This window comes from Aminobacter sp. SR38, assembly GCF_014843375.1.
Taxonomy (GTDB): Bacteria; Pseudomonadota; Alphaproteobacteria; order Rhizobiales; family Rhizobiaceae; genus Aminobacter; species Aminobacter ciceronei.
Genome location: NZ_CP062112.1, coordinates 2,731,020 through 2,746,933 on the forward strand (window position 1 = coordinate 2,731,020; position 15,914 = coordinate 2,746,933).

General features: G+C 64.6%; 11 protein-coding genes. 10 read left to right on the top strand and 1 reads right to left on the bottom strand.

Annotation, left to right across the window (positions count from 1 at the left end; genetic code table 11):
- Window positions 1-275: 275 nt before the first annotated feature.
- A complete protein-coding gene (locus IG197_RS13400; protein ID WP_192319425.1) occupies window positions 276-2,426 on the top strand; it encodes a TonB-dependent receptor domain-containing protein in 2,151 nt (716 codons plus the stop codon).
- 203 nt (window positions 2,427-2,629) lie between these two features.
- Here IG197_RS13400 and IG197_RS13405 read toward each other — a convergent pair whose 3' ends face one another.
- A complete protein-coding gene (locus IG197_RS13405) occupies window positions 2,630-5,122 on the bottom strand; it encodes a heavy metal translocating P-type ATPase (RefSeq protein ID WP_192319427.1) in 2,493 nt (830 codons plus the stop codon).
- A 137-nt stretch (window positions 5,123-5,259) separates the two neighbouring features.
- Here IG197_RS13405 and IG197_RS13410 point away from each other — a divergent pair, with 137 nt between their 5' ends.
- From IG197_RS13410 to IG197_RS13450, 9 genes are all read left to right on the top strand, one after another.
- The gene (locus IG197_RS13410) at window positions 5,260-6,327 is read left to right on the top strand and encodes a glycosyltransferase family 10 domain-containing protein (protein WP_192319429.1); all 1,068 of its coding nucleotides are present in this window, start codon (window positions 5,260-5,262) and stop codon (window positions 6,325-6,327) included.
- A gap of 82 nt (window positions 6,328-6,409) precedes the next feature.
- A complete protein-coding gene (locus IG197_RS13415) occupies window positions 6,410-9,205 on the top strand; it encodes a [protein-PII] uridylyltransferase (RefSeq protein ID WP_192319431.1) in 2,796 nt (931 codons plus the stop codon).
- Between the two features lie 46 nt (window positions 9,206-9,251).
- A complete protein-coding gene (gene murJ / locus IG197_RS13420) occupies window positions 9,252-10,850 on the top strand; it encodes a murein biosynthesis integral membrane protein MurJ (protein WP_192319433.1) in 1,599 nt (532 codons plus the stop codon).
- 131 nt (window positions 10,851-10,981) lie between these two features.
- A complete protein-coding gene (locus IG197_RS13425; protein WP_192319435.1) occupies window positions 10,982-11,527 on the top strand; it encodes a dTDP-4-dehydrorhamnose 3,5-epimerase family protein in 546 nt (181 codons plus the stop codon).
- Window positions 11,520-12,443 carry a Gfo/Idh/MocA family protein gene (locus tag IG197_RS13430; protein ID WP_192319437.1) on the top strand — a complete coding sequence of 308 codons (924 nt, stop codon included), beginning with the start codon at window positions 11,520-11,522 and terminating at the stop codon, window positions 12,441-12,443. The genes IG197_RS13425 and IG197_RS13430 overlap by 8 nt, the downstream gene beginning before the upstream one ends.
- Entirely contained in the window at window positions 12,440-13,300 is an 861-nt protein-coding gene (locus IG197_RS13435; RefSeq protein ID WP_192319438.1) for a glycosyltransferase family A protein, read from the top strand. Before IG197_RS13430 ends, IG197_RS13435 begins: the two co-directional genes overlap by 4 nt.
- A 98-nt stretch (window positions 13,301-13,398) precedes the next feature.
- Window positions 13,399-14,466 (top strand): tryptophan--tRNA ligase, encoded by a 1,068-nt coding sequence (gene trpS, locus IG197_RS13440; protein WP_192319440.1) that lies wholly within the window; start codon window positions 13,399-13,401, stop codon window positions 14,464-14,466.
- Window positions 14,467-14,639: 173 nt separating this feature from the next.
- Window positions 14,640-15,131 carry a universal stress protein gene (locus IG197_RS13445; protein WP_192319442.1) on the top strand — a complete coding sequence of 164 codons (492 nt, stop codon included), beginning with the start codon at window positions 14,640-14,642 and terminating at the stop codon, window positions 15,129-15,131.
- 167 nt (window positions 15,132-15,298) lie between these two features.
- On the top strand, window positions 15,299-15,874 hold the full coding sequence (locus tag IG197_RS13450; protein WP_067955404.1) for a NifU family protein: 576 nt from the start codon (window positions 15,299-15,301) through the stop codon (window positions 15,872-15,874).
- Window positions 15,875-15,914 lie beyond the last annotated feature (40 nt).

The following is a 15,914-nucleotide window of genomic DNA, read 5'->3' on the forward strand; positions in this document are numbered from 1 at the left end:
TATCAAGTTAATGTAGCTCAGCTTCATGGCCGTCGACCGGCCAACGGGGTGGTCAAACAACATACTGAAATTTCGATGTCTTCTCTCGGATGCCTGGACGAGAGGCCGACCGCCTGTGTTTGGGCGCTCATTGCCAGTGTTTTCAATGGCGCGTTGAGAGCCTGGGCTCATCCCATCAATCAGGCGCCAAGTCGTCTTCCGAGAAGACGCGCATCAGAAGCTAGCAGTTCTTTCTCCAGAGCAAGCCACTGATTCCCAGCATTCCGAGGAACACAGTGAACAATCATCACATCATCCGTTGCAGCACTGTCGCGTTGGCGGCCGTGTGCAGCGCCATTGCCCTCAGCGTGGCGAATGCCCAGTCCCCCAACGGCGCCGAGCAGCCGCCCAAGCCGGTCAAGTCAGACCGGAAGGCGCCGGCAACGAGCCCATTGGTGCTGCCACCCATCACGGTCAGCGCCGGCAGCGATACGAAAGCGCCCTTCCAGACATCAGGTGGCGTCAGCGTCATCGACGGCAAGATCGTCCAGGAGAAATTTGGCGGTGACGCCAATGCCATCGTTCGCAGCATGCCGGGCACGTTCACCCGCATGTCGTCGAGCCAGCCCGGCGTGTCGGTGAACATCCGCGGCTTCGAAGCCGATGGCCGCGTTAACACGATGATCGACGGAGTGCCCCAGACCTTCAGGAACACCGCAGGCCACGCCTCCACCGGTGGCGAGTTGCTCTACATCGACACCAACCTTCTTGCCGGCATCGGCGCGGAACGCGGCGCGGTCAATGGCGCCTATGGCATGGGCTCGCTGGCAGGTGCGGTCAATTTCCGCACCATCGAGTTCGACGACGTCGTGCTCGAAGGCCAGGACAGGGGCGTCAAGACGACCGTCAAGGCAGGCAGCAATGGCTATGGCGCTTCGGGGATGGCCGCGGCAGGTGTCCGGACCGAATTGGCCGGAGGTGGCCAGGCCTCTATCCTGGGCGCGTTCAGCTATGGCGAGCATGGCAACTACCAGCGTGGCGACGGCACCTACAACAGGCCCGACGCCAGCAACAAGCCCGGGTCCGGCCTGGTGAAGCTGCACATCCAGCCCGACGACGTGCACGACCTAAGGCTGGGCGCGCGCTGGTACAAGAACGACTTCCTGATTTCGGGCTACAACTGGGGTGTCGACAACGCAACCTATACGGCCAACTACAAATACCAGCCCGGCGGCGACGGGATCGACCTCAGGATCAACGGCTACTACAACCGCACCGACATGTCCTACGATCCGACGACGGGCGGATCCTACCGCAAGCGCAACACGCGCGACTTCGGCTTCGGCTTCGACATCGCCAATACCAGCCGGTTCGACATTACCGACGAGCTCAGCGCGCGCTGGGACTATGGCGCGGCCTATTCGTCCAACGACTACAAGGTCAACCTGTTCCGCGGCGCCAATCCGCCCGGGCACATGCAGAAGGCGCGCGCCTTCTCCGACCTCACCCTGTCACAGGGTATCTTCGAGCTGAACGCCGGCCTCAACTACGACTACTGGGACCTGAGCGGTCGCCAGAGCCCGTGCAAACCGAATATCGGCTTCTGCCCGCCGACCGGTGGCAATGTCGATGTCTCCAGGCACGAATCCGCGCTGAACCCGAAGATCACGCTGTCGGCAAAGCCGCTCGACTGGCTGCAGCCCTATGTGACCTACTCACACACCTTCAGGCCGCCCTCGGCGCGCGAGGCGCTGTGGGCGCTGGTTCCGATCGGATCTGGCGTCGGCGGTGGCCAGTACTCCAACTTCCACCTCAACCCGGAAACATCAAAGGGCTGGGAGATCGGCGCCAATATCGTCAGGAACGACCTGCTTTATGGCGGCGACGAGCTGCGGCTTAAGGTGAACTACTTCAACAACGCCATCGACAACTACATCGTCAACAATCTGATCAATATCCCGGGCGACCCTTACGAACGGGCGATCTGGGTCAACGTTCCCGGAACGACGCACTCACGGGGCTTCGAGGTCGAGGGCGGTTATGATGCCGGCATCGCCTACGTCAATCTCTCCTACACCCAGGCGAGCAACAACCAGCCGGTTGGCTGGGGCGCCGGCATCGGCAATGGCGATTCGACTTTCCTGCCGGAGAGCAAGGTCTCCGTCGATGTCGGCATCCGCGCCTTCGAGGAAGCGCTGACAATCGGCGCGACGATGAACCATGTCGGCGGCAGCCGCTATGCGGTTGGCTTCGGCGATACTGCAACCAAGGAGGCCTATACGCTGTTCAACGCCTATGCCTCGTACAAGGTCAACAAGAACGCCACGGCGTTCCTGAACATCGAGAACCTGACCAACGTGGCCTACAGCCCGGCGGTGTCGGGCGAGATGGGCGACAAGACCGGCCGAGGGCGCACCATCACGGTGGGGCTGACGACCCAGTTCTGACGGCGCCGCCAACCGGCGAGGAGCGGGGTGCCCCTGCTCCTCAGCTTCGGCGCTGGCCGCCTGCGGATGATGCCGCAGGCACGTCGACACCGGTTGGGTCAGACCGGCGCGGTTTCGAGCAGAACGGCAACCAGCATCCCCGTCGCCATCAGGGCGAGCGCGATCTTTCTGAACACTCACATCTCCTTGTTGGAGGCCGCATCTCAGAGCTTGATCGCCCTCAGCCGCAGCGCGTTGGCAATGACCGACACCGACGACAGGCTCATCGCGGCGGCGGCAATCATCGGCGACAGAAGCGTGCCGAGGACCGGAAATAGGACGCCTGCGGCGACGGGAACACCCAGCACGTTGTAGATGAAGGCGAAGAACAGGTTTTCCTTGATGTTGCGGATGGTGCCCCGGGCGAGCTTGCGCGCCCGGACGATGCCGCCGAGGTCGCCCTTGACCAGGGTGATGCCGGCACTCTCCATGGCGACGTCGGCGCCGGTGCCCATGGCGATGCCGACATCGGCGGCAGCAAGTGCGGGCGCGTCGTTGACGCCGTCGCCGGCCATGGCCACACCCTGCCCCTTGGCGCGCAACTCGTCGACCAGCGCCTTCTTGCTCTCCGGCAGCATGTCGGCACGAACCTCGTCGATGCCGAGCTTTTCGGCGACGGCTTTTGCCGTGCGGGCGTTGTCGCCGGTGGCCATGATGATCCTGAGGCCGAGGTCGTGAAGCTCGCGGATGGCGGCGGCAGCCGATGCCTTGACCGGGTCGGCGACAGCGACGATGCCGGCCGGCCGGCCGTCGATGGCAACGAACATCGCCGTCTTGCCCTCGGCACGCAGGGTGTCGGCGCGGGAAGCGAGGCCAGCGAATTCAAGGCCGAGATCGGCCATCATGGCGGCATTGCCGAGCGCCACCTTGCGGCCGGAGACAGTGCCCGAAACGCCCTTGCCGGTGATCGATTCGAAGTCCTGCGCGTCTGGCACGGTGAAACCACGCTTGGATGCACCGTCGACGATGGCCTCCGCAAGTGGGTGCTCCGATCCCTTTTCGAGCCCGGCGGCGAGCGACAGCAACTCATCGCCCGAGATGCCGTCGGCGGCGACCACGTCGGTCAACTGCGGCCGCCCCTCGGTCAGCGTGCCGGTCTTGTCGACGATCAGCGTGTCGACCTTGGCGAAACGCTCCAGCGCCTCGGCATCCTTGATCAGCACGCCGGCCTGGGCGCCGCGGCCGGTGGCGGTCATGACCGACATCGGCGTGGCGAGGCCGAGCGCGCAGGGGCAGGCGATGATCAACACCGACACCGCCGAGACGATGGCAAAGACCATGCTCGGCTCGGGCCCGATCAGCGCCCAGACGATGAAGGCGATGATCGCGATGACCACCACCGCAGGGACGAAATAGAACGAGACGCGGTCGGCGAGCCCCTGGATTGGCGCGCGGCTGCGCTGGGCCTTGGCGACCATGTCGACGATCTGCGACAGCACCGTGTCGGCACCGACCTTGTCGGCGCGCATGATCAGCGAGCCGTTCTTGTTGAGCGTGCCGCCGGTGACGCGCTCGCCCTCGACCTTTTCGACCGGAACCGGTTCGCCCGTGATCATCGATTCGTCGACCGACGAGCGGCCCTCGAGCACGATGCCGTCGACCGGAACGCCGTCACCGGGGCGGATGCGCAGGCGGTCGCCGCTGACGACCTCCTCAAGTGGGACCTCGGTTTCCGAGCCGTCGGCGGCGATGCGACGCGCCGTCTTGGGCGCCAGGTCGAGAAGCGCGCGGATGGCCGAACCGGTGCGCTCGCGCGCCCTGAGCTCCAGCACCTGGCCAAGGAAGACGAGCGCGACGATGACGCTGGCCGCCTCGAAATAGACCGGCACCGAACCGCCATGGCCGCGGAACTGGTGCGGGAACAGATCGGGGAACAAGGTGGCGACGACCGAATAGAGATAGGCAGCACCAACGCCGAGCGAGATCAGCGTCCACATGTTGGGGCTGCGGTTGCGGAACGAATCCAGGCCGCGGTGGAAGAAGGGAAGTGCTGCCCAAAGCACGACGGGCGTTGCCAGGATGAGCTCGAGCCAGGACGCGAGCGGCTCGCCGATCCAGTCGCGCGTCGGCAGGCCGACCATCGGCCCCATGGTGATGACCAAAAGCGGGATGGACAGGACAGCGCTGACCCAGAAGCGCCTGGTGAAGTCGACAAGCTCGGGATTGGGCCCGTCGTCGGCGGAGGGCATCATCGGTTCGAGCGCCATGCCGCAGATCGGGCAGGAGCCGGGCTTGTCCCTGACGATCTCGGGATGCATCGGGCAGGTGTATTGCGCGCCGCTCGGCGCTGGTGCCGCGCCCGGCTTGCCGGAAAGATATTTTGCCGGCTCGGCGGTGAACTTGCCCTCGCAGGAAGACGAGCAGAAATAATAGCCGGCACCTTCATGCTTGAGGAAGTGTCTGGCCGTGTCGCGGGCGACGTCCATGCCGCAGACCGGGTCCTTGGCGCTCACATATTTGTCGGGCGCCGCCTGGAACTTGCCACGACACGAGGCGCTGCAGAAATGGAACAGGCGGCCGCCATGTTCGAGCGACGGCTTGCCGGCAGCGGGATCGACGGTCATGCCGCAGACGGCGTCGCGAACCACCGTTTCGGGCGCCGCGCCGTGACCGTGGCCATGGTGGGTGTGTCCGGCGTGATCTTCAGTATGTTTCATCTCAAGAAATCCAGTATATGCAGCGGCATGAGCCAGTAAGGTAGATGTTCCACCTGCTGGAAGGTCAAGGCTTCCACGGGATGGAACGTCGGCCGGGCTGCGCGATGCCGGGGCGACCACGCGAGTACAGATGCTGCATGACCGATAGAGCCGTAACCAGCGCGACGTCCCTTTCCGGCCAAGCCGTGGTGAAGGTCCATTGCTGCCATTTCTGGCAGGACATGCCGCCGCGCCGCGCCGTCGAGAGCTATGTCGCGCCGTGGGCACAGGCCTGCGGCGTGGCGATCGAATATTGCGACGAGCTCGATCAGGCCGACCTCGTGCTGATCGGACCGTTCGCGCCCAAGAATCAGAATGTCGGCCGCACCCGCATGCCCGACGTGCCCGCCGCCGACTATGAGCGCGTCTTCCTGACGGGCGAAAACGCAACGCCGCTGATGGACCATTGCGAGTGGGCGCTGGCCTTCGACTACGAAGCCGATATCGGAAACGAGCGCTACATGCGCTACCCGCTTTACGTCTGGAGCAGCGGCGGCGATTCGATCCTGCACTGCCTGGCGGGACTGCCGCCCGAGACACCCGAACAGCGCGCCAACAGGCCACATTTCTGCGCCTTCATCTATGGCAACAAGCGCGCCAAGCTGCGCCGCTGGCTGTTCCGGGCCCTGTCGCTCTACCGCCGGGTCGACGCACCTGGCCGGGTGCAGCGCAACTGCGCGCCGATCGGCAACTCGCGCGACGACAAGCTGGCGTTCCTCAGGGACAGACGCTTCACCATCGCCTTCGAAAACAGCAGCGCTGCCGGCTACACGACCGAGAAGCTCGTCGACGCTATGCTCGCCGGCAGCGTGCCGATCTACTGGGGCAACCCGCGGGTCGCAGAGGATTTCGACGAGCGCTGCTTCATCAACTGGCATGCGCATGAAAAGCGCATCTGCGACGGGCTTGCCTTCGGCTGGCAGCCGCTGGCACGGTCGCCCCTGATGCGCAAGCTGGCCGTGCCGCTGACACTGATTTCGGTGGCGCGGCGGACGGTGAGGGCCGATCGCGACCCGGCGCTCTATGAAGCGTTCTTCGCGCAAAGCCCGCTGACGGCGTATTCGCGAGCGTTCCTGGACGAGACGGCGATCGCCGGGCGCTGGGCAACAATTCTGCGCGCCGCGCTGGGGCGGGCCACAGCCAAGCAGCGCGCGGCCGCCGGTTGAACGGGGCCCCGACGTCGGCCATACACATGGCTGGAAAATCACGCTATAGACGCCGCCACAAGGGCGAGGCCAGCCGAGGCAGATGAACAAAGTCCCGCTCAAACTCGAAGAGCTGATCGACGCGGACGCGCTGCGCCGCGAACTGACGGCGCAGACCAGCGACGGCGACGGTACCGACCCGGCGGTGCGCGCCAAGGCGCTGCAGCTGTTCAAGGACCACATCGCCGCCGGCAAGAAGATCGCCGAGAACATGATGATGGACGATGGCGGCGGCACACTCTGTGCCGTGCGGATCTCGCACCTGATGGACGAGATCATCCGCGTCCTCTACGATTTCGCCGTCACCCACGTCTACCGCGCCAAGAACCCGTCCTCGGCGGAGCGCATGGCTGTCGTCGCCGTTGGCGGCTATGGCCGCGGCACGCTGGCGCCCGGCTCCGACATCGACCTGTTGTTCCTGCTGCCCTACAAGCAGACGCCGTGGGGCGAGCAGATCGTCGAATATATGCTCTACATGCTGTGGGACATGGGGCTGAAGGTCGGCCACGCCACCCGCAACATCGATGATTGCATCCGCCTGTCGCGCAGCGACATCACCATCCGCACGGCGATCCTGGAAGCGCGCTTCATCTGGGGCGAGCAGAAGCTCTGCGACGAACTGATCGACCGCTTCGACAAGGAGCTGGTGAAAGGCACCGGCCCCGAATACGTGCAGGCAAAGCTCGCCGAGCGTGATGGCCGCCACGCCAAGGCGGGCGAGAGCCGCTATCTGGTCGAACCCAACATCAAGGACGGCAAGGGCGGCTTGCGCGACCTGCACACGCTGTTCTGGATCGCCAAATATTACTACCGCGTGCGCACCGGCGCCGAGCTGATCAACAAGGGCGTGTTCACCGAGGGCGAATACGGCCAGTTCGTCGAGGCCGAGGATTTTCTCTGGGCGGTGCGTTGCCACATGCATTTCCTGACCGGCAAGCCCGAGGAAAGGCTGCATTTCGACATCCAGCGGGAGATCGCCCAGCGCCTCGGCTACACCACCCAGCCCGGGCTTTCGGCGGTCGAACGCTTCATGAAGGACTACTTCCTGGTGGCCAAGGAAGTGGGCGACCTGACTCGCATCTTCTGCGCCGCCCTGGAAGAGGAACAGGCCAAAGACGCGCCGGGCTTCCACGGGCTGCTGCAGGGCTTTTCCAGGCGACGGCGCAAGCTCGCCGGCACCAGCGACTTCATCATCGACAACCAGCGCATCAACGTCGCTGACGACAAGGTGTTTTCGCGCGACCCGGTCAACATGCTGCGCTTCTTCTGGTTCGCGGACCGGCACGGGCTGGAGCTGCATCCCAATGCGCTCAAGCTTCTGACCCGCTCGCTCGGTCTCGTCGACAAGGGCCTGCGCCGCAACGAGGAAGCCAACCGCTATTTCCTCGACATCCTGACCTCGGACCGCAGCCCCGAGCTCAACATGCGGCGCATGAACGAGGCCGGACTGCTGGGCCGGCTGATCCCCGACTTCGGCAAGATCGTCGCGATGATGCAGTTCTCGATGTATCACCACTACACCGTCGACGAGCACCTCTTGCGCTGCATCGGCGTGCTCTCCGAGATAGAGCATGGCGACGGCGCCAAGATCCATCCGCTCAGCCATTCGCTGATCGGCGGCCTGAAGAAGCAGCGCGAGGTGCTCTATGTCGCGGTGCTGCTGCACGACATCGCCAAGGGCCGGCCGGAGGACCATTCGGAGGCCGGCGGCAAGATCGCCCGCCGCATCTGCCCGCATATGGGACTGTCGCCGACCGACACGGAGACCGTCGCCTGGCTGGTCGAGAACCACCTGGTGATGTCGATGACGGCGCAGACGCGCGACCTCAACGACCGCAAGACCATCGACGATTTCGCCGACGTCGTGCAGTCGGTCGAGCGGCTGAAGCTGCTCTTGATCCTGACCGTCTGTGACATCCGCGGCGTCGGCCCGGGCGTGTGGAACGGCTGGAAGGGCCAGTTGCTGCGCACGCTGTATTACGAGACCGAGCTCCTCCTGACCGGTGGCTTTTCCGAGCTGTCGCGGGCCGAGCGCACGGCGGCGGCACGCGAGACTTTGGCCGCGGCACTTTCCGACTGGCCGGAGGCGGCGCGGCGGAAATACGTCAAGCTGCATTATGACAACTACCTGCTGACCGTCGACCTGGAAGACCAGAAGCGTCATGCCGAGTTCATCCGCGGCGCCGATGCGGCCGGCAAGCAGTTGTCGACAATGGTGCGGACCCACGAATTCGAGGCCGTCACCGAGATCACCATCCTGGCGCAGGATCATCCGCGCCTGCTGTCGGTGATCGCAGGCGCCTGTGCGGCTGCCGGCGGCAACATCGTCGACGCGCAGATCTTCACCACCGCCGATGGGCGGGCGCTCGACATCATCCTGATCAGCCGCGAATTCGACCGCGACGAGGACGAGCGTCGGCGCGCCGAACGTGTCGGCCAGCTGATCGAGGACGTGCTGTCGGGCCGGGCCTGGCTGCCGGAGATGATCGCCAAGCGGGCCAAGCCGAAGCGCGGCCAGAAGACCTTCCGCATCCAGCCGCGTGCGGAAATCCGCAATGCGCTGTCGAACCGTTTCTCGGTGATCGAGGTCGAAGGCCTCGACCGCCCCGGCTTCCTGTCGGAGATCACGGGCGCGCTGTCCGACCTGTCGCTCGACATCGCCTCGGCACACATCACCACCTTCGGCGAGAAGGTGATCGACACCTTCTACGTCACCGACCTGACCGGCCAGAAGATCGACAACCCGACACGGCTCGAGAATATCCGTACCCGCCTGATCGCCACCCTCGAGGGCGCAAGCGCCGAGCGGACCAAGGCCAAGGCGGCGGCGGCCGAATGACGCCAGCCATGATCCCGCCCAAATCCGCAAGGCATCGTCGCGCCCCATGTCACTGATCAAGAAATTCGCGACCGTTGCCTCGGGCACGCTGATGAGCCGGGTGCTGGGCTTTGCGCGCGAGATGCTGATGGCGGCGGCCCTCGGCACCGGGCCGGTGGCCGACGCCTTCTATGCCGCATTCCAGTTCCCCAACACCTTCCGCCGGCTGTTTGCCGAGGGCGCTTTCAACGCCGCCTTCGTGCCGCTGTTTGCCAAGGAGATCGAGGCCAACGGCACGGAGGGCGCCAAGCGCTTTTCGGAGGAAGTGTTCGGCGTATTGTTTTCGGCGCTTTTGGTACTGACCATCGCCATGGAACTGGCGATGCCGCTGATCGTGCGTTTCGTCGTGGCTCCCGGCTTCGCCGACAATCCCGAGAAGTACGGCCTGACGGTGGCGCTCGCCACCATCATGTTCCCCTATCTGATCTGCATGTCGCTGGCGGCGATGATGAGCGGCATGCTGAACTCGCTGCGCCGCTATTTCGCCGCGGCGATCGCGCCGGTGTTTCTCAACATCATCCTCGTCGGCGTCCTGGCCAATGCCTGGTATCGCGGCCATGACGGGCTGACCGTCGGCTACGCGCTCGCCTGGGGCGTCCTGGCCGCCGGTCTGGTGCAGCTGATCATCGTCTGGATCGCGGTGCGCCATGCCGGCATATCGATCGGCTTCCGCCGGCCCAGGCTGACGCCCAACGTCAATCGCCTGCTGTGGCTGGCGCTGCCGGCGGCGATCACTGGCGGCATCACCCAGATCAACACGCTGATCGGGACGGCCATCGCCTCGGGCCAGGATAGTGCCGTGTCGTCACTGAACCTTGCCGACCGCGTCTACCAGTTGCCGCTCGGCGTCGTCGGCGTCGCCGTTGCCATCGTGCTGTTGCCGGAGCTGTCGCGGGCGCTGAAGGCAGGCAACAAGGTCGAGGCAGCCAACCTGCAGAACCGCTCGGTCGAGTTCACGCTGTTCCTGACGCTCCCCGCTGCCGCGGCCCTGCTGGTCATGTCGGAGCCGATCGTGCGTGTGCTCTATGAGCGCGGCGCCTTCGCCGCCTCGAACAGCACGCCGGTGGTGGCATCGATCCTCGCCATCTTCGGCCTTGGCCTGCCGGCATTCGTGTTGATCAAGGCGTTCACGCCCGGCTTCTTCGCACGCGAGGACACACGCACGCCGATGTATTTCGCCGCCATTTCGGTGGCGGTGAACATTTCGGTCGCGCTGACCTTGTTTCCGTCCTGGGGTGCGCCCGGCATTGCTGCGGCATCGGCAATCGCCGGCTGGGTCAACGCGGCGATGCTGCTCGGCACGCTGGTCTGGCGCGGCCAGTGGGATCGCGACGCAGCACTGATGAAACGGATACCGCGCCTTGTCGTCGCCTCCGCGATCATGGCCGGCGGACTGTGGTTCGCCACGGGCGAGGCCGATCAATGGCTGGGGTCGGCGGCCCCCGTCTATACCCAGGCAGCGGCGCTCGGCGTGCTGGTGGCTGGTGCGATGATCATCTATTTCAGCGTCGCCTTCGGCATCGGCGGCGCGGATGCCGGCATGATCCGGCGCAACATCAAACGCAATCGCGCCAAGCCTGCGCCAACGCCGGCCGAATCTGAGTGATTGCCGTGCCTACGTAAGCCGACGGGCCGATTGAGCATTGCTTTCTGCATCGACCGGACAGATACAGACGCTGGGAGTCACGACGCGCGGCATGGCAAGAGCTGCGCCAGGGGCAGTGGGGAAGCATAGCGATGATCAAACTTCCGCTGGGATGCGTTGTTCGCGACCTGAAGACCCATGACGACGACCGCGGGAACCTGACGGAAATCTTCCGCCAGGAATGGGATGCCGGCATCGAGCCCGTGCAGTGGAATTTCGTACGTAGCCAGGCCAACGTTCTGCGCGGCGTACATGTGCACGTGATCCACTCCGACTATCTCGTCTGCCTAGAAGGCACGCTGGTGCTCGCGCTCTCGGACATTCGCCCGGAATCGCCGACTCATGGCATGGCAACGACGGTGACGCTCAAGGGTTCGAAAATGCAGGCAGCACTAGTCCCGCCCGGCGTCGCCCATGGCTTCCATTTTCCTGAAGTTTCCAGCCTTTGCTATTCGGTTTCGCACTACTGGAACACTGTGGACGAAATCGGCTGCCGCTGGGACGATCCGGCGCTCGGCCTTGACTGGGACATCCGCGATCCTGCCCTGTCGCCGCGTGATACGACTGCGGGTTCCGCCGCCGAGATGACGCAACAGTACCTGGCTGTGCGCGCGCAAATGAGCGCCGGCCGTGCGTGAGGCCCCGCATCTCGGTCTGATCGGCTGCGGCGGTTGGGGCAAGCTGATCCTGCGCGACCTGAAAGCGCTGGGTGCCAAGGTCACATGCGTGGCACCTGGCGAAAGATCGCGCGCCAATGCCGTAGCCAACGGTGCAGACCACATTGTCCCGACGCTGGATGAACTGCCCGAGGTCGAGGGCGCCGTTGTTGCTACGCCGAGTGACAGCCATGGCGCGGTGCTGCTCAGCCTCCTGCCGCGCAACATTCCGCTGTTTGTCGAAAAGCCGCTGACCTCGGACCGGGCGACGGCCCGATTGCTGGCTGAGAAGGCTGCCGACCGCCTCTTCGTCATGGACAAATGGCGCTATCACGCCGGAATCGAACGCATCGCCCGATTTGCGAAAAGCGGCGAGATCGGCGACGTCCTGGGACTCAGGCTGTACCGGCTCGGCTGGTCGATGACCCACAACGAGGTCGACCCGGTCTGGAACCTGCTGCCGCATGACTTGTCGATATGCCTGCATGTCCTTGGCGAGGTCCCACCTGTAGCAACGGCGTTCGCGGACGGACTTGGACCGGCGTCCAGCGGTCTCGTCGCCGTGCTCGGCCGCGACGGCGGGCCGCGCGTGGTGATCGAGACCTCGGCGCACCACCCGGTCAACCGGAGGTCGGTGATCCTGTCCTGTACCAATGGCACGGTGACGCTGAACGGCAGCTTCGACGACCATCTGATCCTGCGCCAGGGAAGCCCTAACGATCTGAATGCGCCGGAGGTCAAGGTTGCGATCCAGAACAATATGCCGCTCGCGGCGGAACTCGCCGCCTTCCTCCGCCACCTCAATGGTGGACCGGCGCCGATGAGTTCGGCCGCCGAAGGCGCCGCGATCGTCGAGCACGTCTGCGATATCAGGCGCATGGCCGGGCTGCCCGAGTGAACCGCAAGCCCTTTGCCACCGTGCTGGTGCCGACGCACAACCATGCGCATCTGATTGGCTACGCAATCCGCAGCATCCAGGACCAGAGCTTTTCCGATTTCGAGCTCTTCGTGGTCGGCGACGGCGCATCCGCAGAGACACGCGACGTCGTCGGCGACCTTGCCCGGAGCGACCCGCGCATCCGCTACTTCGACTTTCCCAAAGGCCAGCGCCACGGGGAGGCGCACCGGCACGTGGCTCTGCAGGAGGCGCGCGGCGAGATAGTCGCCTATTGTGGCGACGATGACCTGTGGCTGCGCAGCCACCTCGCCAGCCTGGCCAAGCTGCTGAAGCGGCATGATTTCGGCCACATGGTGCAGATCAACGTGCACGGCCGAAACGAGTTCGTGGTCTATGGCGGCAGTTTCGCCGAGCCCGGCTGCTGGCAAAAGGTGCGCGATGGCGAGAAGGCCTTTTTTGGCCTGACCGTAGGCGGCCATCGCATGAGCGCCTATCGTGTCCTGCCCGTCGGCTGGAGCCCGGCACCAGACGGGACCTACACGGACCAGTTCATGTGGCGGAAGTTTCTGCGCCAGCCCGGCCTGCGCTTCGCATCTGGACTGGAAGCGACCTCGATACATATCGCCTCGCCGGCACGAACCGACTGGACAGCACAGGAGCGCGTTGCCGAGCTCAAGGATCTGTTCGAGCGTCGCGACAGCGCCGAATTGCGAGTTGCGCTCGAACAGGCGATCCGCACTGCGCACCACGGATGGACCCCGCCTGACGATCCGCTGCTTGTGCGCCTCGCCGGCCAGGCGAAGCTACTCGGCGTGCATGTCGAGAACCTCGTTCGCAGGTGGCGCCAACCCTCTTGATAGCCCCGCCCTCTTGATAGCAAGAGCGCCATCGTTCATAAGCGCCACTCGAATTTCGCCGCGCGCGAAACGGCCCTCCACAAGCCACGGGATCCATCATGACCGCCTTCAAACCGCTCATCTTCTCCGGCGTCCAGCCGACCGGCAATCTCCATCTCGGCAACTATCTCGGCGCCATTCGCAAGTTTGTCGCCCTGCAGGATACCAACGAATGCATCTACTGCGTCGTCGACCTGCACTCGCTGACCGCCCAGCTCGTCCATAACGACCTGCAGAGCCAGACACGCTCGATCACCGCAGCGTTCCTGGCCTCAGGCATCGATCCCAAGAAGCACATCGTCTTCAACCAGGCGCGCGTGCTGCAGCATGCCGAGCTGGCATGGATCTTCAATTGCGTGGCGCGCATCGGCTGGATGAACCGGATGACGCAGTTCAAGGACAAGGCCGGCAAGGACCGCGAGAACGCCTCGCTGGGCCTGCTCGCCTATCCGAGCCTGATGGCTGCCGACATCCTGCTCTACCGCGCCACACACGTGCCCGTCGGCGAGGACCAGAAACAGCATCTGGAGCTGACCCGCGACATCGCCCAGAAGTTCAACAACGATTTCTCGACCCGCATCGCCGATCTCGGCATCGGCGTCGAGATGCAGGTGGGCGAAGAGACGGTCAACGGCTACTTCCCGATCACCGAGCCGATCATCGGCGGGCCGGCGGCGCGTATCATGAGCCTGCGCGACGGCTCGAAGAAGATGTCGAAGTCGGACCCGTCGGATCTTTCGCGCATCAACCTGACCGACGATGCCGACACCATCTCGAAGAAGATCCGCAAGGCCAAGACCGACCCGGCGCCGCTGCCGAGCGAGCTCGACGAACTGAAGGATCGCCCCGAGGCGGAAAACCTGGTCGGCATCTATGCCGGCCTGGCCGAAATGACCAAGGAAGAGGTGCTCAGCCAGTTTGCCGGCCAGCAGTTCTCGGTGTTCAAGCCCGCCCTTGCCGACCTCGCTGTCGAGAAGCTGTCGCCGATCGCCAGCGAGATGCGCCGCCTGATGGCCGACCCCGGCCATATCGACGCCGTGCTGCGTGACGGCGGCGACCGCGCCCGCGCCATCGCCGAAACGACGATGAAGGACGTGCGCAACATCATCGGCCTGCTCGGCGACTGACAGCATCATCGGCGCTGGCTGCTTGCGGGCAGCCGGCGCCGGTGGCAGATTGGAGCCGGTTCCATTCCGAAAAGTTCGAAATGGGGCTTATTTGTCTGAGCATGATCTAGTCCGAAAATGGGCTTCCACTTTTCGGGGGCGTGCTCTGGGACGCGGCGCAACACGGGTAGAACATGGTCTCCAAACGCCTCAGCAAGGAAGCCGGCCACCGGCGCAAATTCCTGGCGATCATCGACGACACGCCGGAATGCGAGCGCGCCGTGGCCTACGCCTCCAAGCGCGCCAGAAGCACCAGCGGCGTGCTGGTCTTGCTCTACGTCATTGAGCCCGATGACTTCCAGCACTGGCTGGGCGTTGAGAAGATCATGCGCGAGGAGGCAACCGCTGCCGCCAACGCGGCCCTCGACAGCCACGCCGCGAAGGTGCGCGAGACACTCGGCATCGAGCCGGAGCTCGTCGTGCGTGAAGGCCGGCCGGCGGAAGAGATCCACAAGCTGATTGAAGACGACCAGGATATCGCTATCCTGGTCCTGGCGGCAGGTGCCGGCAAGGAAGGCCCCGGCCCGCTTGTCGCCTCGATCGCCGGCAAGGGTGCTGCCTTCCCCATCCCGGTGACGGTGGTGCCGCAGAACCTGTCGGACGAGGATATCGACAGCCTGGCCTAGGCGTCTGGCCCGATAGCTGCCTGGCCTCATAGACTTGTGGCCCAATAGTCTGGGCGCAACATATTGGCGCGGAGGCGCGCCAGCGGCTTGAATGTCGGCCGTGCAAAGCCTAATTAGAACTATTCCAAACTGAGACATCCCGCGCGCGCGGGCACGGAGACACGTCCATGTTCATCCAGACCGAAGCGACCCCCAATCCGGCGACGCTGAAGTTCCTGCCGGGCAAGGAAGTTTTGCTCGAAGGCACGGCCGATTTCCGCGACGCCGACAGCGCGCGTGCGGCGTCGCCGCTGGCCGGCCGGCTGTTCGAAATCCCCGGCGTCACCGGCGTGTTCTTCGGCTACGACTTCATTACCGTTACCAAGGACGGCCCCGACTGGCAGCACCTCAAGCCGGCGATCCTCGGCTCGATCATGGAACATTTCATGTCGGGCGTGCCTGTCATGGCCGGTCAGGCAGCCGGCGGCGGCGGCCATCATGACGACGAGAACGAGTTCTTCGACCAGGCCGACGCCGAGATCGTTGTGACGATCAAGGAACTGCTCGATACGCGCGTGCGCCCGGCTGTTGCCCAGGACGGCGGCGACATCACCTTCCGCGGCTACGAGAACGGCACCGTATTCCTGCACATGAAGGGCGCCTGCGCTGGCTGCCCGTCGTCGACGGCGACGCTGAAGCACGGGATCCAGAACCTGCTTCGCCATTTCGTACCCGAAGTGCAGCAGGTCGAGCAGGTTTCCTGATCGAGGCCAATCAGCCCGGCCGGTTGACGCAACCGGTACT

Coding starts and splice junctions, on each gene's coding strand:
- IG197_RS13405 (WP_192319427.1), bottom strand. CDS start 5,122: ATGAAACATACTGAAGATCACGCCGGACACACCCACCATGGCCACGGT.
- IG197_RS13410 (WP_192319429.1), top strand. CDS start 5,260: ATGACCGATAGAGCCGTAACCAGCGCGACGTCCCTTTCCGGCCAAGCC.
- IG197_RS13415 (WP_192319431.1), top strand. CDS start 6,410: ATGAACAAAGTCCCGCTCAAACTCGAAGAGCTGATCGACGCGGACGCG.
- murJ (WP_192319433.1), top strand. CDS start 9,252: ATGTCACTGATCAAGAAATTCGCGACCGTTGCCTCGGGCACGCTGATG.
- IG197_RS13425 (WP_192319435.1), top strand. CDS start 10,982: ATGATCAAACTTCCGCTGGGATGCGTTGTTCGCGACCTGAAGACCCAT.
- trpS (WP_192319440.1), top strand. CDS start 13,399: ATGACCGCCTTCAAACCGCTCATCTTCTCCGGCGTCCAGCCGACCGGC.
- IG197_RS13445 (WP_192319442.1), top strand. CDS start 14,640: ATGGTCTCCAAACGCCTCAGCAAGGAAGCCGGCCACCGGCGCAAATTC.
- IG197_RS13450 (WP_067955404.1), top strand. CDS start 15,299: ATGTTCATCCAGACCGAAGCGACCCCCAATCCGGCGACGCTGAAGTTC.